This window comes from Streptomyces angustmyceticus, from assembly GCF_019933235.1.
Classification (GTDB): domain Bacteria; phylum Actinomycetota; class Actinomycetes; order Streptomycetales; family Streptomycetaceae; genus Streptomyces; species Streptomyces angustmyceticus.
On the sequence record NZ_CP082945.1, the window covers coordinates 4945565 to 4968218 of the forward strand.

A 22654-nucleotide genomic window follows, 5' to 3' on the forward strand; every position below is an offset into this window, starting at 1 on the left:
GGGCCCGTGCGCCGCCGCCTGATCAACTCCACGCTCGCCGTGGTGCTCGTCGTCATCGCCGTCTTCGGTGTCTCGCTCGTCATCGTCGAGACCCGCACCATCCAGGCCGGTGCCCAGGAGAGCGTGGAATCCGAGGCGATCCGGCTGGTCGGGATAGTGGAGAGCCGGCTGGGAAGTGGCGAGAAGGTCACCCCGGACATCCTCTCCGAGCAGATCACCGCCAAGCGGTACGCGAAGATCAAGGTGCCCGGCAAGGCGCCGATCGAGATCGGGAAGCGGCCCTCGGGCGACGTCATCCAGTCGGAGGTGCGCGGCGACCGCGGGGAGTCCGTCACGGTCCAGGCATCCCGCTCCATGGTCAGTGCGGAGATCGGCCGGACGCTGCTGGTCATCCTGGCCGTGGCGCTGCTGGCGATCATCGCCGCCGTCATCCTGGCCGTCCGCCAGGGCCGCCGGCTGACCGCGCCGCTCACCGACCTCGCCGAGACCGCCGAGCGCCTCGGCTCCGGCGACCCCCGTCCGCGCCACCGCCGCTACGGCGTCCAGGAGCTGGACCGGGTCGCCGACGTGCTGGACGCCAGCGCCGAGCGGATCGCGCGGATGCTGACCGCCGAACGGCGGCTGGCCGCGGACGCCTCGCACCAGCTGCGCACGCCGCTGACCGCGCTGTCCATGCGGCTGGAGGAGATCACCGTCACCGACGATCCGGACACCGTGAAGGAAGAGGCCACCATCGCGCTGGCGCAGGTGGAGCGGCTGACGGACGTCGTCCAGCGGCTGCTGACCAACTCGCGCGACCCGCGCAGCGGCTCCGCGGTCGCCTTCGACCTCGACGAGGTCGTCAAGCAGCAGATCGAGGAGTGGCGCCCGGCCTACCGCAGCGCCGGGCGGGCCATCGTGCGCTCCGGCAAGAAGGGGCTGCGGGCCGTCGGCACCCCGGGCGCGGTGGCCCAGGTGCTCGCCACCCTGATCGAGAACTCGCTGATGCACGGCGACGGGACGGTCGCGCTGCGTACCCGTGTCACCGGCAACCAGGCGGTCGTCGAGGTCATCGACGCCGGCCCCGGGGTGCCGCCGGACCTCGGCTCGCGGGTCTTCGAGCGCACGGTCTCCGGCCGGAACTCGACCGGGCTCGGCCTGGCCGTCGCCCGGGACCTCGCGGAGGCGGACGGCGGGCGGCTGGAGCTGCTCCAGCCGCATCCACCGGTCTTCGCGCTGTTCCTGGCGCGGGAGGCGGAGCCCGTCGAGGAGTGAGGCCCGCGGGCGCCCGGCGCGGCCGCGGCTACTTGCGGGAGGCGCTGCGCGGGTGCTGCGGGCCGTCGGCGAGGAAGGACTCCGCCGTCTCCACGGCCTCGCGGGCGGGCAGGGTCCGGAAGACCCAGGTGCGGTAGGACCAGAAGCGGAAGAGCGTGGCCATGCCGATGCCGACGAACTTGAAGACGTTGCTCTGCAGCGGGCTGTCCCAGTGGAACCCGTACGTCGCCACGTAGAGCAGACCGTTCTCGATCACCAGGCCGACCGCGCTGAACAGCAGGAAGAGCGTCAGCTCCTTCGTGCGGCCCTGCTTGTCGCGGTCGCGGTAGGTGAAGTAGCGGTAGCCGAGGTAGTTGGTGCCGGTCGCCACGACCGTCGCGATGATGCTGGCCCGGACCACGGGCACCTCGGTCATCTGCCGCACGAGGTTGAACACCGCGAAGTTGACCACCACCCCCGCGCCGCCGACCGCGCCGAACTTCACCAGTTCCCGGAAGAGCGCTTCCAGTCTCGACCGCAGCGCGCTCCGTTCACTCATGGTGATCGTTCAGCTCCCGCCTGGTCGGTGTCGCGGCCGTAGGCCCGGCCGCTTCCTCATGCTAACCAGGGCCCGACGGCGCTGCCTGCCATCTGCCGGGTCCGCGCGCAACACCCGGCGGGCCGGACGGGTCAGCCGACGGTCACCCGGAAGTTGAGGCTGCGGGCGCCCTTCTCGTCGGCGGCGCCGGGGCCGCAGCGCCGGCAGCGCAGCAGCCGTAAGTCCGTACGGCCCGTGCGGACGGCCTCGAAGGCGAGGAGGCGGCCGGTGCCGGCCGGGGGCGGGCCACCGGTGCGCACACCCCCGCCGGCGGCCCGGAGGACGGCCGGGTCGGGGCGGGGCTCGGCGACGATCCAGCGGTAGCCGTCGGCGGGGTCGCCCGGGACCCGCACGCTGAAGCCCTCGCCGGGGGAGACGCTGATCTCGGTGTCGCGGGCGTCGAAGACCTCGGGCGCGGACAACTGGCTGACGACGGAGTGCAGGGCGATCAGCAGGGCGGCGACCGCGACGGCGATCACCAGCCTCCTGGAGCCCCCTGGTATGCCACTCTTCTCCATCCGGCCTCCCCTTGTGCCGGGCCCGGCCCGGGCGCCGGCCCCGCACCGCGCCCGAGGCTATCCGCCCGTGCCGGCCCTTCTCCGGTGATCTTCGAACGTGCGCACTCAGAGGATCATCCAAGCCCCGAGTCGGCCCGCCGCCGTCGAACGGATACCCTGGGGGCGTGACGTTCCCGGTAGTCGGCATGGTCGGCGGCGGTCAGCTCGCCCGTATGACCCACGAGGCGGGTATCCCCCTCGGCATCAAGTTCAAGCTCCTCAGCGACACTCCGCAGGATTCCGCGGCCCAGGTCGTCGGTGATGTCGTCATCGGCGACTACCGCGATCTGGACACCCTGCGCGCGTTCGCTCGTGGCTGCGATGTGATCACCTTCGATCACGAGCACGTTCCCACCGAGCACTTGCGGGCACTGGAGGCCGACGGCATCCCCGTACGGCCGGGGCCCGCGGCGCTGGTGCACGCCCAGGACAAGGGGGTGATGCGGGCGAAGCTGGACGCGATCGGCGTGCCCTGTCCGCGGCACCGCATCGTCTCCGACCCCGCCGACGTCGAGCGGTTCGCGGCCGAGGGCGACGGCTTTCCCGTGGTCCTCAAGACCGTCCGCGGCGGCTACGACGGCAAGGGCGTCTGGGTCGTGCGATCCTCCAAGGAGGCCGCCGAGCCGTTCCGTGCCGGCGTGCCCGTCCTCGCGGAGGAGAAGGTCGATTTCACCCGCGAACTGGCCGCCAACATCGTCCGCTCCCCGCACGGCCAGGCCGTCGCCTACCCGGTCGTGGAGTCCATCCAGGTCGACGGCGTCTGCGACACCGTGATCGCGCCGGCGCCCGGCCTCGACGAGGAGCTCGCGGGCCAGGCCCAGGAGCTGGCGCTGCGCATCGCCCAGGAACTCGACGTCATCGGCCACCTCGCCGTCGAGCTCTTCGAGACCGCCGACGGCCGCATCCTGGTCAACGAGCTCGCCATGCGCCCGCACAACTCCGGCCACTGGACCCAGGACGGCGCGATCACCTCGCAGTTCGCCAACCACGTCCGCGCCGTGCTCGACCTCCCGCTCGGCGATCCGCGCCCGCGCGCCCGCTGGACGGTCATGGCCAACGTCCTCGGCGGCGACTACCCCGACATGTACTACGCGTACCTCCATTGCATGGCGCGGGACCCGCAGTTGAAGATCCATATGTACGGGAAGGACGTGAAGCCCGGCCGTAAGGTCGGCCACGTCAACACCTACGGCGACGACCTGGCGGATGTGCGCGAGCGCGCCGCACATGCCGCCGGCTACCTGCGAGGAACGATCACCGAATGACGCCCGTGTCGCCCGAACCGAACACCGACGCCCCCGCCGCCCCGTCCCCCGTGGTCGGCATCGTCATGGGCTCCGACTCCGACTGGCCCGTCATGGAGGCCGCCGCGCAGGCCCTCGACGAGTTCGAGATCCCCTACGAGGTCGACGTCGTCTCGGCGCACCGCATGCCGCGCGAGATGATCGCGTACGGCGAGGAGGCGGCCGGGCGCGGCCTGAAGGCGGTCATCGCGGGCGCCGGCGGCGCGGCCCACCTCCCCGGGATGCTCGCCTCCGTCACCCCGCTCCCGGTCATCGGTGTCCCCGTACCGCTCAAGTACCTGGACGGCATGGACTCCCTCCTCTCCATCGTGCAGATGCCCGCCGGGGTGCCGGTCGCCACCGTCTCCGTCGGCGGCGCCCGCAACGCCGGGCTGCTGGCCGCCCGCATCCTCGCCACCCAGGACCCCGAACTCCTCGACCGGATGCGGGAGTTCCAGCAGGAGCTGAACGACCAGGCCACCGAGAAGGGCAAGCGGCTGCGCAACAAGGTCGCCTCCCCGGCCGGCTTCGGCTTCGGGGGCGGTAAGTGAGCTCCTCCCTGGAGACCGCCCGGGATCTGCTCGCCCGCTGGCCCGTCGTCGACGGCCACAACGACCTGCCCTGGGCGCTGCGCGAGCAGGTCCGCTACGACCTCGACCGGCGCGACATCGCCGCCGACCAGTCCGCGCACCTCCACACCGACCTGCCGCGGCTGCGGGCCGGCGGCGTCGGCGCCCAGTTCTGGTCGGTGTACGTCCGCGCCGACTACGCGGGCGACAAGGCCGTCAGCGCCACCCTCGAACAGATCGACGTGGTGCGGGAACTGGTCGCCCGCCACCCCGAGGCGCTGCGCCTCGCGCACACCGCCGACGACATGGAGGCCGCCCGCGCCGAGGGCCGGATCGCGTCCCTCATGGGCGCCGAGGGCGGCCACTCCATCCACAACTCGCTGGCCACCCTGCGCGCGCTGCACCGCCTGGGCGTGCGCTACCTGACGCTCACCCACAACGACACCATCGACTGGGCCGACTCCGCCACCGACGAGCCGCGCCACCAGGGCCTGTCGGCCTTCGGCGAGGAAGTCGTCCGGGAGATGAACCGCTGCGGGATGCTGGTCGACCTCTCGCACGTCTCGGCCGACACCATGCGCGACGCGCTGCGCGTCAGCACCGCGCCGGTGATCTTCTCGCACTCCTCCGCACGTGCCGTCTGCGACCATCCGCGCAACATCCCCGACGACGTGCTGGCGCAACTGCCCGCCAACGGCGGCGTCGCGATGGCCACGTTCGTCCCGAAGTTCGTGCTGCCGGAAGCGGTCGCCTGGACCCGGCGCGCCGACGAGAACATGCGCGCCCACGGCCTGCACCACCTCGACACCACCGAGGCGGGCATGACGGTCCAGCGGGCCTTCGAGGCCGCCCACCCCCGCCCGATGGCCACCGCGGCCACCGTCGCCGACCACCTCGACCACATGCGCGAGGTCGCCGGCGTCGACCACATCGGGATCGGCGGCGACTTCGACGGCACCGCCTTCACCCCGGCCGACCTCGCCGATGTCGCCGGCTACCCGAACCTGATCGCCGAGCTGCTGGACCGCAAGTGGTCCGAGGCCGACCTGGCCAAGCTCACCTGGCACAACGCCGTCCGCGCGCTGCGCGCCGCGCAGGACGTGGCGCGCGCCGAACAGCGGCGGCGCGGGCCGTCCCACGCGACCATCGAGCAACTGGACGGCTGACGCCGCCCCGGGCCCCGGCTCTCACCTCAGGCGGCGAGAGCCGGGGCGTCACCTCATGCAGAGACAGAACGGGTGCCCGGCCGGGTCGAGATAGACCCGCCAGTTCTGCTTCCCCTCGTCGTGCTGGACGAGCTGGGCGCCCAGCGCGACGATCGTGCGCTCGGCCTCGTCGATCTTCGCCCGCGGCACGTCGAAGTCCAGGTGCGCCTGCTGCGGCACCTCCTGCCCCGGCCACTGCGGCGGCCGGTAGCCCGCCACCCGCTGAAAGGCGAGAACCCGGCCGTCCGGCCCGGCGACCTCGACCCACTCCTCGTCTTCCTCGGTCACCCGCCAGCCGAGCATCTCCGCGTAGAAATCCGCGAGGGCCCGGGGGTCGGGACAGTCCAGTGCGACGACGCCGAACGTGATGTGGGTCATGTTGCGCCACGATGCCATGCCCTTGGGGGTGCGGCGTACGTTTTCGGCTGGCCCGCCGTGGGGGCTTGTCGCCGTTGCTCCCCCACTGCCTAAAGGGCGTGGGAGGTACCCCCAGCGGCATCAGCCCGCCGCAGGCGTGACGGCGAGCAAGTCCCGCGGCGGGGCAGCCGGGATGTCAGGCCTTCGGCCTGCCGAGTGCCCGGTACGTCCAGCCCGCCTTGCGCCACAGGTCCGGGTCGAGGGCGTTGCGGCCGTCGAGGATGCGGCGTTCGGCGACGACGTCGCCCAACGCGGCGGGGTCCAGTTCGCGGAACTCCCGCCACTCCGTGAGGTGCAGCACGACGTCGGCGCCGCGCACCGCGTCCAGGGCGGTGTCGGCGTAGCCCAGCGTCGGGAAGACGCGCCGCGCGTTCTCCATGCCCTTGGGGTCGTAGACGGTGACCTGGCCGCCCTGAAGGTGGATCTGGCCGGCGACGTTGAGGGCGGGGGAGTCGCGGACGTCGTCCGAGTCCGGCTTGAAGGTCGCGCCCAGGACGGCGACCCGCTTGCCGAGGAAGCCGCCGCCGACCGCGTCCCGGGTGAGCTCGACCATGTGGCCGCGGCGCCGCATGTTGATCGAGTCGATCTCACGGAGGAAGGTCAGGGCCTGGTCGGCGCCCAGTTCGCCGGCGCGCGCCATGAAGGCCCGCAGGTCCTTGGGCAGGCAGCCGCCGCCGAAGCCGATGCCGGCCCGGAGGAACTTCTTGCCGATCCGGTCGTCGTGCCCGATGGCCTCGGCGAGCTTCACCACGTCGCCGTCGGCCGCCTCGCAGACCTCGGCCATGGCGTTGATGAAGGAGATCTTGGTCGCCAGGAAGGAGTTGGCGGAGGTCTTGACCAGCTCGGACGTCGGGTAGTCCATGACGATGAACGGCGAGCCCTCGGCGATCGGGGTGGCGTACACCTCGCGCAGCAGCTCCTCGGCCCGCCCGTCGGCGACGCCCACCACGATCCGGTCGGGGTGCAGGGTGTCCTTGACGGCGAAGCCCTCGCGCAGGAACTCCGGGTTCCAGGCCAGCTCGGCGTCGGCGCCCGCGGGGGCGGCCGCGGCGAGCCGCTCGGCGAGCCGGGCGGCGCTGCCCACCGGCACCGTCGACTTGCCGACCACCAGGGTGGGCCGGGTCAGGTGCGGGGCCAGCGCGTCGAAGGCGCGCTCCACATAACTCATGTCACAGGCGTACTCGCCGTGCTTCTGCGGGGTGTTCACGCAGACGAAGTGGACGTCGCCGAAGGCGCCGGCCTCCTCGTAGGAGGTGGTGAAGCGCAGCCGGCCGGTCGAGCCCTCGATCCCGTCGGCGTGGCGGCGCAGCAGCTCCTCCAGGCCGGGCTCGTACATCGGGACCTCGCCCCGCTGCAGCATCTCGACCTTCTCGGGCACCACGTCGAGCCCCAGCACCTCGAAGCCCAGCTCGGCCATGGCCGCGGCGTGGGTCGCGCCGAGGTAGCCGGTGCCGATCACGGTGATCTTGAGGGCCATGGATGCTCCAAACAGGCGTTGCGCGGCGGCGCCGCGGCGTCGAGGGGCGGGGTCGGGGGACGGGGCTGGGGAAAACGGCGCTGACCGAGCATAGTCGGGCAGGGAGGGCCTCCCCCAGCCGTCACGGGGCAGCTCTGTAACTGTCGGCAACCTCACGTATCCGCAGGCCGGGGTGGGCGCCTAGAATCCGGAGAGGTAAAGGGTTACTTAACGGTAGTTAGCACTGCCGTCAGCTCACAGGGGAGTGAGAAAGCGTGGCGGGAACCGCTGATTTCGATCTGTACCGGCCGTCCGAGGAGCACGACATGCTCCGCGAGTCGGTGCGCTCGCTCGCCGAGGCGAAGATCGCGCCGTTCGCCGCCGCGGTGGACGAGGAGGCCCGCTTCCCGCAGGAGGCGCTCGACGCACTGGTCGCCAACGACCTGCACGCCGTGCACGTACCGGAGATCTACGGCGGCGCCGGTGCCGACGCGCTGGCGACCGTCATCGTCATCGAGGAGGTGGCCCGCGTCTGCGCGTCGTCCTCCCTCATACCGGCGGTCAACAAGCTCGGCTCGCTCCCGGTGATCCTCTCCGGTTCCGAGGAGCTGAAGGCGAAGTACCTGGGCCCGCTGGCCAAGGGCGACGCGATGTTCTCGTACTGCCTGAGCGAGCCGGACGCCGGCTCCGACGCGGCCGGGATGAAGACCAAGGCCGTCCGCGACGGTGACCACTACGTCCTCAACGGCGTGAAGCGCTGGATCACCAACGCCGGCGTCAGCGAGTACTACACGGTGATGGCCGTCACCGACCCGGAGAAGCGCTCCCGGGGCATCTCGGCGTTCGTCGTCGAGAAGGGCGACGAGGGCGTCTCCTTCGGCGCCCCCGAGAAGAAACTCGGCATCAAGGGCTCCCCGACCCGCGAGGTCTACCTCGACAACGTCCGCATCCCCGCGGACCGCATGATCGGCGCCGAGGGCACCGGCTTCGCCACCGCCATGAAGACCCTGGACCACACCCGCATCACCATCGCGGCCCAGGCGCTCGGCATCGCCCAGGGCGCCCTGGACTACGCCAAGGGCTACGTCCAGGAGCGCAAGCAGTTCGGCAAGCCGATCGGCGACTTCCAGGGCGTGCAGTTCATGCTCGCCGACATGGCGATGAAGGTGGAGGCGGCCCGTCAGCTCACCTACGCCGCCGCGGCCCGCTCCGAGCGGATCTCGGCCGGCGGCAAGGGCGAGGACCTGACGTTCTTCGGCGCCGCCGCCAAGTGCTACGCCTCGGACGCCGCCATGGAGATCACCACGGACGCCGTCCAGCTGCTCGGCGGCTACGGCTACACCCGTGACTACCCGGTCGAGCGGATGATGCGGGACGCCAAGATCACGCAGATCTACGAGGGCACCAACCAGGTCCAGCGCATCGTGATGGCGCGCAACCTGCCGCAGTAGGCAGGCACGGACGCGAAAGAGGGGCCCCGGACCACGGCTGTGGTCCGGGGCCCCTCTCCTTGGGCCGGGCTGCCGGTCAGTTGCCGGAGACCGTGACCTTCTCGTCGTTGTTGAGCTGCTGGACGAGCTGGTGGAGCTTGGCCTTGTCCCAGACCAGGTTGCCGCCGGTGCTGCCGGAGATCGGCATGTTCATCGACTTGCCCTCGCCGCCGGTCACGCCCTTCATCGCGAAGAACATGCTGCCCAGCGACCACAGGCTCATGTCCTTGTCGACGATCAGGGTGTCCAGGCCGGCGCCCATCGTCGGGTAGAGCTTGAAGGGGTTGAGGACCGTGGCGGGGGTGGCGGCCTGGCTCGCCAGGGTCGCCAGGAACTTCTGCTGGTTCTTCGTACGGTCCAGGTCCTGGCCGGCGAAGGCGTGCCGGGTGCGGACGAAGGCGAGCGCCTGCTGGCCGTTGAGCGTCTGCTTGCCGGCCGGGAAGTCGGCGCCGGAGTTCTTGTCCTTGAACGCCTTGGGGATGTCCATCTCGACGCCGCCGATGGCGTCCACGATGTTGGCGAAGCCCGCGAAGCCGATCTCGACGTAGTGGTCGATGTGCAGCTTGGTGTTGTACTCGACGGTGCGCACCAGCAGCTCGGGGCCGTCCTCGGCGTAGGCCGCGTTGAGCTTGGTGTGCCGTCCGGTGCCCGGGTACTTCTTGCCGGAGGACGAGCCGACGTAGGTGGGTATCTCCACGTCCGAGTCGCGCGGCAGGGATATCAGCGTCGGGCCGTTGCTGCCGTCGTGCAGGATCATCATCGAGTCGGTGCGCTTGCCCTCGGCGGAGCCGGTGTGCAGCTTGCGCTTCTGCTCGGCGGTCATGCCCTCGCGGCTGTCCGAGCCGACGATCAGGTAGTTGGTGCCGTCGCCGGTCTCCGGGCGGTCGATGACCTTGCTCAGGTCGACCTTGCGGCGGAGCTTGCCGTCGGCCCAGAAGTAGGTGGCGACCGAGGCCACCGCCAGTACGGCGACCAGGGTGATGACCGTCCACTTGATGCGCTTGCCCCAGCGGGGGCGCGGCCGGCCGGCGCGGCCGGAGCCGTAGCCGTCGTCGTAGCCGCCACCGCCACCGCGGCCGCCGCCGTAGACCTGGCCGGTGTTGTAGCCGTCGTACGCGTCGTCGTAGCCCTGGGACTGCTGCGGCGGCACCGCCGCGCCCCGGCGCGGGGACATCGACGGCGGCAGCGGCGGCTCCTGCCGCTGATAGCCGGGACCCGCGTCGCGACGCACATGGGGCATCGCGCGCGCACCCTCCGGCTCGGCGCTGCCGCTGCCGTGTCCGTACCGGTTGCCGCTCTGGTCGCCGGACCACCCATTGGGCCACTCATTCATAAGGGGAAGTGTGCATGCCGAACCGGGGTCCTCCATAGAGCGGGTACCGGATCGGGCCGGGGCTGTTGCAGAGCTGATGCAAAGCCACGGAGGCGGTCCGGCGCATACCGCAAGGGGCCGTGACCATTCCGACCTGCACGAATGGAAGCAACCATTCCGGATGGTTCCCGGCGATGCGGGTGAGACCTGTGTCACGGACCCGCGCCGACGGCGAGACCAGTCTCACGACCCGGGTGGGCCGGGGCCCCGCGGCCGCCCGCTTAGGCTGGCTGCATGACCGAACTCGTCACCGACAGTCCCGAGGACGAGGTGGTGGGCAAGCCCACGTCCGCGTCCCGCATCACGCTCAGCCACATCATGACGGCGGGCGACACCAACCTCCTGGGGACGGTGCACGGCGGCGTGATCATGAAACTCGTCGACGACGCCGCGGGCGCCGTGGCGGGGCGCCACTCCGGCGGGCCCGCCGTGACCGCCTCGATGGACGAGATGGCCTTCCTCGAACCGGTCAGGATCGGCGACCTCGTCCATGTGCGCGCCCAGGTCAACTGGACCGGCCGCTCCTCGATGGAGGTCGGCGTCCGGGTCCTGGCCGAGCGCTGGAACGAGTCCAGCCCGGCCCAGCAGGTCGGCTCCGCCTACCTGGTCTTCGCCGCCGTCGACGAGCAGGGCAAGCCGCGGCGGGTGCCGCAGGTGATCCCGGAGACCGAGCGCGACAAGCGCCGCTACCAGGAGGCGCAGATCCGCCGGACGCACCGGCTCGCCCGGCGCCGCGCGATCATGGAGCTGCGCGAACGGCGCGCCGCGGAAGGACTCGACGACGCATAACGGCGGCCGCCGGCCCGCCGAGCAGCGCCAGCCCCGCGCCGAGGGCGCTGCCGGCCGCCGCGCAGAGCACATCGTCGACGTCGGCGACCCGCCCGGCCCGCATCAGCAGCTGCGCCGTCTCGACGGCCAGGCACAGCCCCACGCCCAGCAGGAACGCCGCGGCGGCCGTGGTGCGCGGCAGCGCGAACCGCAGCAGCAGCGCTCCGGGCACGAACAGCGCGGCCTGGGCGAGCTGCCGCCGCACCAGCATCGACAGCTCCCCGGGCTCCAGCTGGGCGCCCAGATCGAACAGCCCCTCACCGGGGCGCCACCACACCGTCGCGTCCGCGGAGCCGACCGGCTGGGCCGGCGCGAGCGACGCCATCAGCAGCAGCAACAGCCAGCAGGACAGCAGCACCCGGGCCGTGGTGCGCGGCGCGGCGCCGCCGGGCGCGTGCGCCGTCCACAGGGCGAGCGCCACGGCCAGCGCCAGCGCCAGGGCCAGGAAGAGGGTCACCGTCGTGGGGGTGACGCCCAGTACGACCTGCCACACGATGCGCTCCTCTCTCAGGACACCCGGAACGTCCAGAGCGTCCGGGACGTCAGCTGCAGCTCCACTTCGTGACGTAGACCGTCTCGCCCCGCTCCATGACGCCCCGGATGCACTCGTCCGCGAGCATCTCCACCCGGCCGCCGAGCGCCACCGCGCCGCCCTGCGTCCGCCGGGTGCCGAACCACCCGGGGAAGGCCGTGATCCGGTCGTTCTTGCGCTGGTAGCCGAGCCGCACGAGGAGCTCGTCCGGCCCGGACGCCGCCCCGAGCCGCCGGTAGCTCACGGTGTACATGCCGTCGGCCCCCACCGGGCCGCGCAGGCACAGCCGGCCGCGCACCAGCTCCCCGCAGCCGGTCGGCGAGACGGGCGCGGGCGGTGCGGCGGCGACGGCCGCCACCACGCACAGCGCCGCGACGGCCCCCGCGATCCGGCGGGCGTCACGGCGGGCCTCCGGGCGCCGCACGGGCGGCCTGGGCGCGGTCCGGCGCGGCGCGGGCACACTCATGCCGCGGCCCCGCTCCGCCCGGCGCCGCCCGCGCGCGGCGCGCCCCCGCCGCCCGTGAGCCCGCCGTGCCCGCTCATGGGCACACCGCTTCGTCGCCGGTGATCGCCGCGACTTCGCCCGGCTGCTGCGACGGTTCCTCGGCCCGCACCCGCCGCACCGCCTGCGGGTCCCGGCCGACCGTCACCCGCATCACCGGTCCCCGCCCGACCGCCGGGCGCAGCTCGGCGCCCGGCAGCGCGGCCGACAGCGAGCGGGCCGAGCGGTCCCAGCGCGGGTCGAAGGCGATGACCGTACGGGGCGCCCTGCCGAGCGGGGAGGCGCCCGGGACGCCGGTGGTGGCGAAGCCGGTGGCCCGCAGGTCCCTGGCCACCGCGGCGTCCTGGCCGGCCGGCGCGTTGCCGTCGTCGACCTGCACCTGGATCTGCCCCGGCGGTACGTCCACGACCCTGGCCCGCGGCCCGGTGCGGTCCCGGTGCGCCGCGAGCGGCTTGTCCTCGCGGATCGCCTGGAAGAGCCGCGGCGCCCGCACCGGATCCCACCGCACGGTCGAGCCGACGCCCGGCACCGGCTGGGCCACATTGGCCAGCGGCACCGAGGTGAACTCCGAGGACGAGGGGGTGAAGCCGCGCATCGCCTGCCCGAGGTCGACCAGGTCGTTCGCCCCGAAACCCGAGTCGGCCCGGACGGACCCCAGCACCGTGTCGGCGACATCCCGGAAACGGATCGGATTCATCAGCACTCCGGAGGAGGTGATCTTGTGGATGAGGGCGGCCAGGAAGCGCTGCTGGCGCTGCATCCGGCCCAGGTCGGCGGAGCCGTCGACATGCCGCGAGCGCACGTACTGCAGCGCCTGGCCGCCGTCCAGCCGCGACTTGCCGACCGGCAGGTCCAGGCCGGTGTAGCTGTCGCGCAGCGGCCGCACGGAGCAGATCTCCACCCCGCCGACCGCGTCCACGCTGCGCATGAAGCTGGTGAAGTCGACCTCCAGGTAGTGGTCGATGTGCACCCCCGTCATGTGCTCGACGGTCCGCACGGTGAGGCTGGGGCCGCCCTCGGCGTAGGCCGCGTTCAGCTTGATGGCGTGCTGGGCGCGCGGCCGGCCGGTGACCGCGTCGGTGTGCGCGGGGACCTCGGCGTAGGAGTCGCGGGGGAGGCTGACCACGCTCGCGCGGTCCCGGTCGGCGGAGAGGTGCACCAGCATCAGGGTGTCGGTGCAGTGGCAGGGCGCGCCGCCCAGGTGGTACTTCCGCTTTTCGGCGGGGCCGAGCCGCTCGCGCCCGTCCGTGCCGACGACCAGGAAGTTCAGCCCGTCGCCGCCGCCGGGCCGGTTGCTCATGCCCCCGAAGGCGTCCACCCGGCCGATCCCGTTCTCCACGCCGGTGACCACGGCGTGCCCGACGCCGCTCGCGGCCAGCAGCAGCACGGACGTGACGGCGCCGATCCGCAGCCCCCAGCGCGTGCCCGGCGGGCGCCGGCGCGGGCTCGGCCGGGCGGCCCGGCGCCTGGCCGGACGGGAGGAGCGGAACGGCGCGGTCACGGGGGACACCTCCGCGGCTGGACGGGCGTGCTCGGTGCCCGGCGGGGGAGCGGGGCAGGGCGGGACAGGGGAAAAGTCAGGGCATATCCGGCGACGACACCGTAGGTCCATATGATCGGATGCAAAGCGCCACACGCCGGTCGCCCGCCGTCCGGCCACCCGGCTGCGTCCGACGCGGTCCCCCATTCGCGGTAACGTGAGGCGCGATACTGCAGTCTCCCGGCTGGCGCTGCCGTCGCTGGCGGCTCCGCCGCGGGCCGTCCCCCCGAGGAACCATGCCCCAGCAGCAGCCCCCGGCCGTCTCCGTGATCATGCCGGTGCTCAACGAAGAACGTCACCTGCGCAATGCGGTCCGGCACATCCTGGAGCAGGAGTACGCCGGTGAGATGGAGGTGGTGATCGCCCTCGGCCCGTCCGCGGACCGTACGGACGAGATCGCCGCCGAGCTCGTCGCCGAGGACGCCCGGGTGCACACCGTGCCGAACCCCACCGGCCGCACCCCCGCCGCGCTGAACGCCGCGATCAAGGCGTCCCGGCACCCGATCGTGGTCCGCGTCGACGGCCACGGCATGCTCTCGCCGAACTACATCGCCACCGCCGTGCGCCTCCTGGAGGAGACCGGCGCCGCGAACGTCGGCGGCATCATGCACGCCGAGGGCGAGAACGCCTGGGAGGACGCCGTCGCCGCCGCGATGACCTCCAGGATCGGCGTGGGCAACGCCGCCTTCCACACGGGCGGGCAGGCCGGCCCCGCCGAGACCGTCTACCTCGGCGTCTTCCGCCGCGAGGCGCTGGAGCAGCAGGGCGGCTACAACGAGGAGTTCATCCGCGCCCAGGACTGGGAGCTGAACTTCCGCATCCGTGAGGCCGGCGGGCAGATCTGGTTCTCGCCCGAGCTGCGGGTGCAGTACCGCCCGCGGCCGAGCGTCAAGGCGCTGGCCAAGCAGTACAAGGACTACGGCAAGTGGCGCCACGTCGTGGCCCGTTACCACGCCGGGTCGATCAACCTGCGCTACCTCGCGCCGCCGACCGCGGTGTGCGCCATCGCGGCGGGCCTGGTGGTCGGCGCCGCCGTCACCCCCTGGGGCCTGGTGGTCCCGGCCGGCTACCTCGCGGCCATCGCGGCGGGGTCGGTGCCGGCCGGCAAGGGCCTGTCGCTCAAGGCGCGCGCCCAGATCCCCCTCGCCCTGGCCACCATGCACATGGCCTGGGGCGCCGGCTTCCTGACCAGCCCCCGCTCCCTCGCCAGGCGGGTCATCGCCAGCCGCCGCCCGGCGGTCCTGGCCCCGGCGGGCGGGGGCGAGTAGGACGGCCTCGCGTGGGGGCCGGCCGGCTTCCCGCGCCGGGCGCCGAGCGGCCTGACCCCCTGCCGTCCGCCGGAACCTCCCCTCCTCACCCGCCCACCCCCCGAAGGGGGGTGGGCGGCGGGGAAAAACCAACAGGGGCGGGCAAAGCGGCACAAGCCGCCCGCCGCCCCAGGGGACGCCGCCGAGGAGGCGCCGCCCCAGAGGACGCCGCCCAGGAGACGCCGCCCCAAGAAGCGCGGCCCAAGGAGACAACCCCCAAGGGCCGCCCGCCCAGGAGCGCCTTCCCAGGGCCCCCGCCCTAGAACGTGTACTGCGGATTCACCTTCATGCAGGCCTTGGAGTCCTCGCCGTTGAGGGCGTCCGCGCTGTCCGGGGCCTTGTCGGCGCCCTTGTCGGCGCCGGCCTTCTCCGGGTACGCGGTGCCGTTGCGCCAGTCGTTGCCGATCACCAGCCGCATCCCGGTGGCCGAACTGGACTCCCGTACCGCGCTCTTGGGCAGCCCGAGGGCCTTCGCCAGCGCCAGGGCATCGCCCCGCTGCCCCTTGTCCCGGTAGGTGAGGGTGGTGTCGGCCTGGGTGGTGAGCGCGGTGTCGGTGGCCGCCGCGGCGTATCCGAGGCCGGCCAGCCGCTGCTGGACGACCGCGGCGCGGCCGGAGACCGGGCCGTTGACCGTGCTGTTGGTGCCGTTCTGCACCACCACCTTCAGCGCGCCCTTGGGCGTCGACGGCTTCGGGTCCGGCGCGGCCTTCTTCTTCTTGTCCTTGCCGTCCAGCGCGGTGTCGTTGCGCAGCATCCCGAAGGTCGCCTCCGCGTCGCCCGGCTTGGGCATGACGTACGACTCGTCGGGGCTGTACTGCCAGGGCATGGTGACCATCGTGATGCGCTTGGTCGGCACCCGGTTGAGGTCGCCGCCGAGGTCGTAGAGCTTCTTGACGGTGTCGAGGCCGTCGTCGACGGTCAGCGCCTTGGTCGCGGCCTCCGCCAGGTCCCGCAGCTTTCCCGGGTCGGTGAGCTTGGTGCCCTTCTTCAGCTGACGGACCATCGAGTTCATGTACATGTGCTGGGCCTTGGCCCGGCCGATGTCGGTGTTGTCCTCGAAGCCGTAGCGGGTGCGCAGCCACTGCAGGGCCTGGACGCCCTTGACCGAGTGGGTGCCCTTGGTGAGCTTCAGCCCGCTGCCGTGGCCCTTGCTGTCGTGCGAGTAGACGTTGTTGTCGACGCAGACCGGGACGCCGCCGATGGCGTCGGCCATGTCCACCACTCCGGAGAAGTCGACCATCATGAAGTGGTCGATGTAGATGCCGGTCAGCTCCTGCCAGGTGGCGAGCGTGCAGCCCGGACCGCCGTGCTGGAGCGACTGGTTGATGGCCGCGGAGGTCTGCCGGTAGACCTGGTGCGTCTTCGGGTCGGTGCACTGCGGGATCGTCACCCGGGTGTCCCGGGGGATGGAGATCACCGACATGTTGCTGCGGTCCGCCGAGACGTGCAGCAGCATCTGCACATCGGCGAGCGGCTTGCGGTCCGCGTCCTGCCGGGCGCCGCCGAGCTTGATGTTCTCCTTGCTGTTCCGGCCGTCCGAGCCGAGCAGCAGGATGTTCAGCGGGCTCTGCCCGAAGGCGTTGGGGTCCGGCTTCTTCAGGCCGTCCCCGGCCAGGGAGCGCGGGGCCTTGCGGAGGTTCGCGTTCAGGTGCTCGTAGTACCAGTACCCGGCGCCCGCGCCGCCCACTATCAGGACGGTGAGGGTGAGGGCGGTCCAGCGCAGCACCTTGCGGCCCTTGCCGCGGCGCGGCTCGTCCGCCGTGCGGCGGACGGTGCCCTCGGCGGGGCCGTCCCCGTCACCGGCGGCGACGCCGCCCCCCGTGGGGGGCGGCGTCCAGCCGGGTGCGTCCGGCGGCAGTTCCTTGTTCTCGTAGAGCCCGTCGTCCCAGCCCAGCTCCTCCGCGTCCGGCTGGCGCCGTCGGCGCGATCGGTCACCGCGCACACTGCTCTGCCGCATTGGGCCCTCTCCCCGTTGTCTTTCCGATGGTGCGCTCGGCGCCTCGGCGGGGCGGCCGGATCCCGCTCAGGTCACTTCGCGCAGACGTTCTTGTCATCCGCATTGACGTTCTGCACGCCGTCCGGGGTTTCGGTCGGCGCGTCGATCGGCGTGCCCGGTGCCTTGAAGTCCTTGCCGAGCGTGAGCTTCATCGGGACCCGGTCCCCGGCGTTGTGCGACGACTTCTTCAGCGCCTTCTTGGGCAGCCCCATCCAGTCGGCCAGGGTGGCGGCCTGGTCGGCCTGGTTGGGCGCGTACTCCAGGCGGGTGGTGGCCAGCTTCGCCGGGGCGTTGCCGGCGTTGGTGGAGAGCTTGGCGGCCTTGCTGTTCTGCAGCCAGTCCACGGTCTCCTGCGCCGAACCGATCGGCCCGCCGCCGTTGGTGACGTCGACCCGCACCTGCTCGGGCGGGGCCTTCTTCACCGGCGCGGACTTCTTGCCCTTCTTGCCCTTGGCCAGGGCGTGGTCGGCCCGGACCATCGCGAACAGCGGGTCCGCGGCGGTCTTGTTGAGGATGACGGTCGCCGGGTCGTCGGGGTTGTCCAGCACCGGGACCGTGGCGAAGGTGACCTTGTCGATGTCGACCTTCTTGAGGTCGGTGCCGAAGTCCAGCAGCTTGTTCGCGGTGCCGATGCCGGTGTCGACGGTGAGTGCCCTGGTCGCCGCCTGGCTGACGTCGTAAAGCTTGCCGGGGCTGCTGAAGGCGCTGGACTTCAGCTTGCGGATCAGCGAACTGAGGAACTGCTGCTGCATCTTGATCCGGTCGAGGTCGCTGCCGAATCCGATGGCGTGCCGGGTGCGGACGAAGGCCAGCGCCTGCTCGCCCTTGACGATGTGCCGGCCGGCCTTCAACTTCAGGTGCGACTTGGGGTCGTTGAGGTCCTTGCCGGCGCACACCTCGACGCCGTCGACCGCGGTGGACAGCTCCTTGACCGCGTTGAAGTCGGCCATCATGAAGTGATTTATCTTCAGGCCGGTCAGCTTCTCGACGGTGCGCCAGGTGCAGCCGGGGTCGCGCCCCTCCTGGCCCAGGCTGGTGTTGAAGCGCACCCCGTGCTCGCCGGGGATGTTCTTCGTCGAGCCGTCCTTCTGCTTCGTGGGGCAGGTCGGGATGTCGGTGATCATGTCGCGCGGGATGCTCAGCGCGGTGGCGTTCGTCCGGTCCTTGGAGATGTGCATCAGGATCGTGGTGTCCGCGTGGCCCACGCTGCCGGCGTCGCCGTAGCCGGAGTTGCCCTTCCCGGAGCGGGCGTCCGTCCCGATGATGAGGACGTTGACCGGGCCGCTGGAGACCGCGTCGTTCTCCACGCCGACGTCGACCTTGGAGATGTTGCCGTTCAGCTGCTGGTAGAGGTAGAACGCGCCGCCGCAGCCCGCGACGAGCACGAAGCCCACCACACCGGCCGTCCAGTACAGCGCCTTCTTCTTCCCGGACGTCTTCGGCTTGCGCTTGCGGCGGCTCGCCGAGCCCGCGGCCGCCGCTGCCGAACCGGCGCGGCCGCCGGCCGACCGCCGGGCCGCCCGCCCGCCGCCGGAGCGCTCGTCGGAATCGGCGTCCTCGTCCCGGCGGCCGCGCTGGGTCGGCAGCGGCCGGGTGTCGGTGTCGCCGCCCGACCTGGCACGTCTGGAGCCGGCCGCCTTGCGGTCGGCGGGCCGAGCGGCGTCTTGACCGGCAGGGTCAAGCCGCAGCTCGTAGTTGCCGGTGTTCGGGTCGAACACCCACTGATCGGCGGGATCGACGTTGTTGTCGCCCGCCCGCCCACGGCCTTGCGCGTCCACGGTGCCTTGAGTCCTCCGTCGGTGCCACGCGGCGCCATCCCCTCAAGGCGCTCGGGTCGGTCGATCGTGCATTGCTCTGGTCATCGGTCGGCTCGTGCGGCGACCGGATCGCTCACACTATCCGCCCAGTTCAGCGCCCCGCGACGCTCGTGACAAATTCCACTTGCCTACAACTGGGCAATCCGCCCAATCCATTCGAGTCGCAGCCGCACTTTGCGGCATCTTTATTCGCAGAGCCCGTGTTCCGCCGTCGTCCGGGGAAAGGACGGGGCCGGACTCGGCGGCGGCGAGGGTGCTCCGCGAGCCCGTCCGGCCACGGTCGCGCCGCCCGCGCGGACCGGCTTCTCCCCGGTGCCGTGCGGGGGTTTCACGGTCACCGGAAGATCGTTGTGCAGCTGCGCGAAGAGCCGTCCGGCGTCCGGCTGGACCAGCTCGTCGCGATTGGGATCGTAGCGGTACTCCCGGCGCGGCACGGTCATGAACTGGACCCGGCCGGTGGGAATGCCGCGGGTGCTGCGCACCAATTCGTACAGCCCCTTCAGGGATGCCAGCGCGGTGTCCGTGATCAGTGAACTCGTCGCGGCATCCAACACCGGATACAGCCGGGCCGGATTGAGCAGGACACCATTGCTCTGCACTTTCTTCACGAGAGCCCCAAGAAACTCTTGTTGCCTCTGCATACGCTGGGTGTCACTTCCGTTGCCCAGGCTCTTGCGGGCCCGTACGTAGCCGAGCGCGGCCTCGCCGTGCAGGGTCTGCCGGCCCGCGGGCAGGCTGAGCCGCGCCGCGGGGTCGTGGATCGGCCGGGGCAGGCAGAGCTCGACGCCGCCGACCGCGTCCACCATCTTCGTGAAGCCGACGAAGTCGATGATCAGGTAGTGGTCGATGCGGATGCCGGTCAGCTTCTCGACCGTGCGGATCATGCAGGCCACGCCGCCGACCGCGAACGCCCCGTTGAACTGGGTCGTGCTCGGCGGGGTCTCCGTGCCGTCCGGGCGCTTGCAGTGCGGCACGTCCACCATCAGGTCGCGCGGAATGCTCACCGCGGTCGCGCTCTTCCGGTCCGCCGCCAGGTGCAGCAGCATCGTGGTGTCCGAGCGCTGGCCGTCGTCGCGGCCGTAGCGGCGGTTGTCGCCGTGCCGGCTGTCGGAGCCGATCAGCAGGACGTTCACGGCGTTCGGCGGGCCCGCCGGGGGCCGCTCGGACTCCCACTTCCGCAGCTCCTTCTCGGTGGCGCTGTCGGTGCGGATGTTGCTGTCGAGCTTGGCGTACACCGCCCAGCCCGCCCCGGCCCCGGCCAGCATCACGCCGACCACCCCGAGCGCGGCCCAGTGCCGCCACCGCCTGCCGTGCGACGGCCCGCGCGGCGGCCCCGGCCGGTCCGGTCCCGGCCCCGTGGCCGGGCGCTCGTCCCAGCCGGCGAACCGGGGAGGCTCGGGGGAATCGGTCACCTGTGCGTCCATCCCTCATGGAGTCGGCGTCGCGCCCGCACGAGGGCCCGGACGGAACAAGAGACGGACGAACCCCGCGCATGGTTGTACGTACTCAAGATCCTGGACCGAAACGGGCGAACCGGCCCGCCACGGGGCACCACCGGTCCGCCGGACGGGGGAGCGCCGCTCAGTGCGGCGCCGTCGCCCGGTAGGTGATCTTCTCGCTGCTCTCCCGGGCGGCCGCGGCATCGGCGTCCAGCCGGTCCGGGTGGCGGCACAGCACCACCGAGCCGCCGGCCGCCAGCGGGGCGTAGAGCCCGTACGACAGGCCCTGCCAGGTGTCGTACGCCAGCCCCGACAGCACCCGCGGCGCCTCGGGCATCCCGGCCGCCGCCGCGTCGGCCAGCGCGCGCGCCCCGATGCCGGCGCCGGTCAGCTCCTCGCCGCCCACCACCAGGGCCGCGGCCCCCGGGTCCACCGGCACGAACGGCGCGAACCGGTCGCCCTGGCCCGGCGCCTCCACGGCGAAGTCCGCGAAGCCCGCCGGCGGCTGCGGGAAACGGCCGCCCAGCGGGCGCAGCGCCAGCGCCACCCGCTCCCCGGAGCAGGCCCGCGCCGCGTCGAGCCGGTCGGGCCCGGCGACGACGACGTCGGCGGCGGCCGGATCGCCGTCCACCTCCGCGACCACGCCCACCGACGAGCAGGCCAGCAGCCAGACCGCGGTCTGCCAGTGGGCGGGCAGCAGCAGCGCGAGCCGGTCGCCCGGTCCGGCGGCCAGATCGCCCTGGAGGTAGTTGGCGGTCTTGGCCACCCAATTGGCGAAGGTCGCGACGGACAGTTCCACGCGCTCGCCGGTGGCGTCGTCGTAGAAGGTCACCAGCGGGCGGGCCGGGTCCGCGGCGAGCGCGGAACTCAGCAGGTCGGCGGGGGTGCGATCGGTGGCGTTCATCGCGGCCAGGGTACGCGCGGCGGCGGCCGGCGGCCGGTCGGGCGCAGCGCCGGGGGCCACCGGATCGGCCGATGCCCCGTCAGATCACCATTGGCGCGTTCGGCCCGGACATGTCCAGGATTTTCTTCATGCGCCCTTTTCTCGTGACCTGTCTCGGCGCCGTGTGCACCGCCGCCCTCGGCCTGTCCCTCGGGCCGGCGGCCGGTGCGCATGCCGTCCCCGCCGTCCCGGCCGCAGCGCCGCGCGCCACGAGCACCCCCGATCTGCCCGGCAGCACCCAGTCCCTGCCGGTGCCGACGCCCGGCGCGGCCGCCCCGGACGTCACCGACCGCGACTCCGCGACGGCCTCCGCGCCCGGGACGCTCGGCCTGCCGGCCCGCACCGTGCACCCGTTCTCCCTCCTCGGGGTGGTCTGGGACGACGCCGCCGCCGCGCTGCACGGCCGGGTCCAGGTCCGCACCCGCGCCACCGGCACCACCCGCTGGTCCGACTGGCAGGACATCCAGGTCCACAACGACGACGCCCCCGACCCCGGCTCCGCCGACCGGCGCGGCGCCGTCCGGGGCAGCACCGCTCCCTTGTGGGTCGGCGACTCCGACGCCGTCCAACTGCGGATCACCCCCGAGGCCGCCGACCGCGCACGGGCCACCGTCCCGGCCGGGCTGCGCCTCGAACTCGTCGACCCCGGCCGGACCCCGCGTTCCCTGCGCGCGGCGCCCGCCGACCCGCCGGCCCCGGTCGGCACCGGCGCGGCCGCGGCCTCCGCAGCCAACGCCCTGCTCGCCCCGCTCGGCGCCACCGAGATCCCGGCCCTCGACCGGGGCGCCTCCCTGGCCGACATCACCGCGGCCGGCCTGCTGTCCCCGTCCCGCGCCTACGTCGGGGCCCGCCCCCGGATCGTCACCCGGGCCGGCTGGGGCGCCGACGAGGAACTGCGGGAGAGCGCCTTCACCTACACCCACACCGTCCGCGCCGCCTTCGTCCACCACAGCGGCTCCGGCAACGACTACGACTGCGACGAGGCCCCGGCGATGATCCGCGCCATGTACCGCTTCCACGTCAAGAGCAACGGCTGGCGGGACATCGGCTACAACTTCCTCATCGACAAGTGCGGCACGATCTACGAGGGCCGGGCGGGCGGCGTCGCCAAGCCCGTCATGGGCGCCCACACCCTCGGCTTCAACGGCGACAGCACCGGCATCGCCGTCCTCGGCACCTTCACCGACACCGAGCCGCCGCGGCGTGCCGTCGACGCCATCGCCCGGCTGACGGCCTGGAAGCTCGGCCTCTACGGCGTCGATCCGCGCAAGATGACGAAGCTGCTGTCCGCCGGCGGCAACCGCTTCCCCAAGGGCGCCAAGGTCCCGCTGCACGTCATTTCCGGCCACCGCGACGGCTTCACCACCGACTGCCCCGGTCTGTACCTCTACAACAAGCTCGGCGCCACGCGGGTCGCCGCCGCCGAGCTCCAGGGCCGCTGACCGCTGCGGCGAATCGGGTGGTCATGCGCGGTTTTGCGGGCGTTCGGCAGGGTGCGGGGTGCCGGATCCACTGAACCGTCGCCGCCGTTGACGCGTCCTCACGACCACGACGCCCGCCCCCGGCCCGG

The 22654-nt window shown here is 72.5% G+C and carries 20 protein-coding genes; 8 read left to right on the forward strand and 12 right to left on the reverse strand.

Annotated features, from left to right (window positions below):
* Positions 1–6: 6 nt before the first annotated feature.
* Positions 7–1254, forward strand: coding sequence for an ATP-binding protein (locus K7396_RS22285; RefSeq protein ID WP_086719784.1), 1248 nt, complete (start codon positions 7–9; stop codon positions 1252–1254).
* 28 nt (positions 1255–1282) lie between these two features.
* Here the strand turns inward: K7396_RS22285 and K7396_RS22290 are convergent, their stop codons facing one another.
* Positions 1283–1792 (reverse strand): GtrA family protein, encoded by a 510-nt coding sequence (locus K7396_RS22290; RefSeq protein WP_086719783.1) that lies wholly within the window; start codon positions 1790–1792, stop codon positions 1283–1285.
* Positions 1793–1923: 131 nt separating this feature from the next.
* Positions 1924–2349 carry a hypothetical protein gene (locus K7396_RS22295; protein WP_223660163.1) on the reverse strand — a complete coding sequence of 142 codons (426 nt, stop codon included), beginning with the start codon at positions 2347–2349 and terminating at the stop codon, positions 1924–1926.
* A 164-nt stretch (positions 2350–2513) separates the two neighbouring features.
* On the opposite strand from K7396_RS22295, the gene K7396_RS22300 reads away from it, so the two are divergent.
* Genes K7396_RS22300 through K7396_RS22310 form a run of 3 tightly spaced genes read left to right on the forward strand, consistent with a single transcriptional unit; the run spans position 2514 to position 5406 of the window.
* Positions 2514–3653 (forward strand): 5-(carboxyamino)imidazole ribonucleotide synthase, encoded by a 1140-nt coding sequence (locus K7396_RS22300; protein ID WP_086719781.1) that lies wholly within the window; start codon positions 2514–2516, stop codon positions 3651–3653.
* Positions 3650–4222, forward strand: a complete 573-nt coding sequence (gene purE / locus K7396_RS22305; RefSeq protein WP_086719780.1) for a 5-(carboxyamino)imidazole ribonucleotide mutase — start codon at positions 3650–3652, stop codon at positions 4220–4222. The genes K7396_RS22300 and purE overlap by 4 nt, the downstream gene beginning before the upstream one ends.
* Positions 4219–5406, forward strand: a complete 1188-nt coding sequence (locus K7396_RS22310) for a dipeptidase (protein ID WP_086719779.1) — start codon at positions 4219–4221, stop codon at positions 5404–5406. The genes purE and K7396_RS22310 overlap by 4 nt, the downstream gene beginning before the upstream one ends.
* 48 nt (positions 5407–5454) lie before the next feature.
* On the opposite strand, the gene K7396_RS22315 is transcribed toward K7396_RS22310, so the two are convergent.
* Positions 5455–5823: a VOC family protein gene (locus tag K7396_RS22315; RefSeq protein WP_086719787.1), complete on the reverse strand. Its 369-nt coding sequence runs from the start codon at positions 5821–5823 to the stop codon at positions 5455–5457.
* 175 nt (positions 5824–5998) lie between these two features.
* On the reverse strand, positions 5999–7339 hold the full coding sequence (locus K7396_RS22320) for a UDP-glucose dehydrogenase family protein (protein WP_086719778.1): 1341 nt from the start codon (positions 7337–7339) through the stop codon (positions 5999–6001).
* 254 nt (positions 7340–7593) lie between these two features.
* On the opposite strand from K7396_RS22320, the gene K7396_RS22325 reads away from it, so the two are divergent.
* Positions 7594–8769 carry an acyl-CoA dehydrogenase family protein gene (locus tag K7396_RS22325; RefSeq protein WP_086720399.1) on the forward strand — a complete coding sequence of 392 codons (1176 nt, stop codon included), beginning with the start codon at positions 7594–7596 and terminating at the stop codon, positions 8767–8769.
* Positions 8770–8845: 76 nt separating this feature from the next.
* Here K7396_RS22325 and K7396_RS22330 read toward each other — a convergent pair whose 3' ends face one another.
* Entirely contained in the window at positions 8846–10141 is a 1296-nt protein-coding gene (locus K7396_RS22330) for an LCP family protein (RefSeq protein ID WP_086720400.1), read from the reverse strand.
* Between the two features lie 273 nt (positions 10142–10414).
* Between K7396_RS22330 and K7396_RS22335 the strand changes: the two genes are divergently transcribed.
* Positions 10415–10969: an acyl-CoA thioesterase gene (locus tag K7396_RS22335; protein WP_086720401.1), complete on the forward strand. Its 555-nt coding sequence runs from the start codon at positions 10415–10417 to the stop codon at positions 10967–10969.
* Here K7396_RS22335 and K7396_RS22340 read toward each other — a convergent pair.
* The 3 genes from K7396_RS22340 to K7396_RS22350 form a co-directional block, all read right to left on the reverse strand.
* Entirely contained in the window at positions 10920–11501 is a 582-nt protein-coding gene (locus K7396_RS22340) for a VanZ family protein (RefSeq protein ID WP_086720402.1), read from the reverse strand. The genes K7396_RS22335 and K7396_RS22340 overlap by 50 nt on opposite strands.
* A gap of 49 nt (positions 11502–11550) precedes the next feature.
* Positions 11551–12006 carry a hypothetical protein gene (locus K7396_RS22345; RefSeq protein ID WP_086720403.1) on the reverse strand — a complete coding sequence of 152 codons (456 nt, stop codon included), beginning with the start codon at positions 12004–12006 and terminating at the stop codon, positions 11551–11553.
* 73 nt (positions 12007–12079) lie between these two features.
* Positions 12080–13543 (reverse strand): LCP family protein, encoded by a 1464-nt coding sequence (locus K7396_RS22350; protein WP_086720404.1) that lies wholly within the window; start codon positions 13541–13543, stop codon positions 12080–12082.
* A gap of 275 nt (positions 13544–13818) precedes the next feature.
* Here K7396_RS22350 and K7396_RS22355 point away from each other — a divergent pair, with 275 nt between their 5' ends.
* Complete coding sequence (locus K7396_RS22355; RefSeq protein ID WP_152104875.1) at positions 13819–14850, forward strand: glycosyltransferase family 2 protein; 1032 nt, start codon at positions 13819–13821, stop codon at positions 14848–14850.
* Between the two features lie 298 nt (positions 14851–15148).
* Here K7396_RS22355 and K7396_RS22360 read toward each other — a convergent pair whose 3' ends face one another.
* From K7396_RS22360 to K7396_RS22375, 4 genes are all read right to left on the reverse strand, one after another.
* The gene (locus K7396_RS22360; RefSeq protein ID WP_152104874.1) at positions 15149–16846 is read right to left on the reverse strand and encodes an LCP family protein; all 1698 of its coding nucleotides are present in this window, start codon (positions 16844–16846) and stop codon (positions 15149–15151) included.
* A 71-nt stretch (positions 16847–16917) separates the two neighbouring features.
* Positions 16918–18663 carry an LCP family protein gene (locus K7396_RS22365; protein WP_086721053.1) on the reverse strand — a complete coding sequence of 582 codons (1746 nt, stop codon included), beginning with the start codon at positions 18661–18663 and terminating at the stop codon, positions 16918–16920.
* A gap of 224 nt (positions 18664–18887) precedes the next feature.
* Entirely contained in the window at positions 18888–20114 is a 1227-nt protein-coding gene (locus K7396_RS22370) for an LCP family protein (RefSeq protein ID WP_373866952.1), read from the reverse strand.
* A gap of 169 nt (positions 20115–20283) precedes the next feature.
* Positions 20284–21045, reverse strand: a complete 762-nt coding sequence (locus K7396_RS22375; protein WP_086721056.1) for a TIGR03089 family protein — start codon at positions 21043–21045, stop codon at positions 20284–20286.
* 128 nt (positions 21046–21173) lie between these two features.
* Between K7396_RS22375 and K7396_RS22380 the strand changes: the two genes are divergently transcribed.
* Positions 21174–22526, forward strand: coding sequence for a peptidoglycan recognition protein family protein (locus K7396_RS22380; protein WP_223660164.1), 1353 nt, complete (start codon positions 21174–21176; stop codon positions 22524–22526).
* Positions 22527–22654 lie beyond the last annotated feature (128 nt).

Bases quoted from the DNA above. Each gene is read 5' to 3' on its own strand.
- K7396_RS22360 (WP_152104874.1), bottom strand. From the start codon at position 16,846: ATGCGGCAGAGCAGTGTGCGCGGTGACCGATCGCGCCGACGGCGCCAG.
- K7396_RS22375 (WP_086721056.1), bottom strand. From the start codon at position 21,045: ATGAACGCCACCGATCGCACCCCCGCCGACCTGCTGAGTTCCGCGCTC.
- K7396_RS22290 (WP_086719783.1), bottom strand. From the start codon at position 1,792: ATGAGTGAACGGAGCGCGCTGCGGTCGAGACTGGAAGCGCTCTTCCGG.
- K7396_RS22330 (WP_086720400.1), bottom strand. From the start codon at position 10,141: ATGAATGAGTGGCCCAATGGGTGGTCCGGCGACCAGAGCGGCAACCGG.
- K7396_RS22355 (WP_152104875.1), top strand. From the start codon at position 13,819: ATGCCCCAGCAGCAGCCCCCGGCCGTCTCCGTGATCATGCCGGTGCTC.
- K7396_RS22335 (WP_086720401.1), top strand. From the start codon at position 10,415: ATGACCGAACTCGTCACCGACAGTCCCGAGGACGAGGTGGTGGGCAAG.
- K7396_RS22295 (WP_223660163.1), bottom strand. From the start codon at position 2,349: ATGGAGAAGAGTGGCATACCAGGGGGCTCCAGGAGGCTGGTGATCGCC.
- K7396_RS22315 (WP_086719787.1), bottom strand. From the start codon at position 5,823: ATGACCCACATCACGTTCGGCGTCGTCGCACTGGACTGTCCCGACCCC.
- K7396_RS22345 (WP_086720403.1), bottom strand. From the start codon at position 12,006: ATGAGTGTGCCCGCGCCGCGCCGGACCGCGCCCAGGCCGCCCGTGCGG.
- K7396_RS22320 (WP_086719778.1), bottom strand. From the start codon at position 7,339: ATGGCCCTCAAGATCACCGTGATCGGCACCGGCTACCTCGGCGCGACC.
- K7396_RS22380 (WP_223660164.1), top strand. From the start codon at position 21,174: ATGCGCCCTTTTCTCGTGACCTGTCTCGGCGCCGTGTGCACCGCCGCC.
- purE (WP_086719780.1), top strand. From the start codon at position 3,650: ATGACGCCCGTGTCGCCCGAACCGAACACCGACGCCCCCGCCGCCCCG.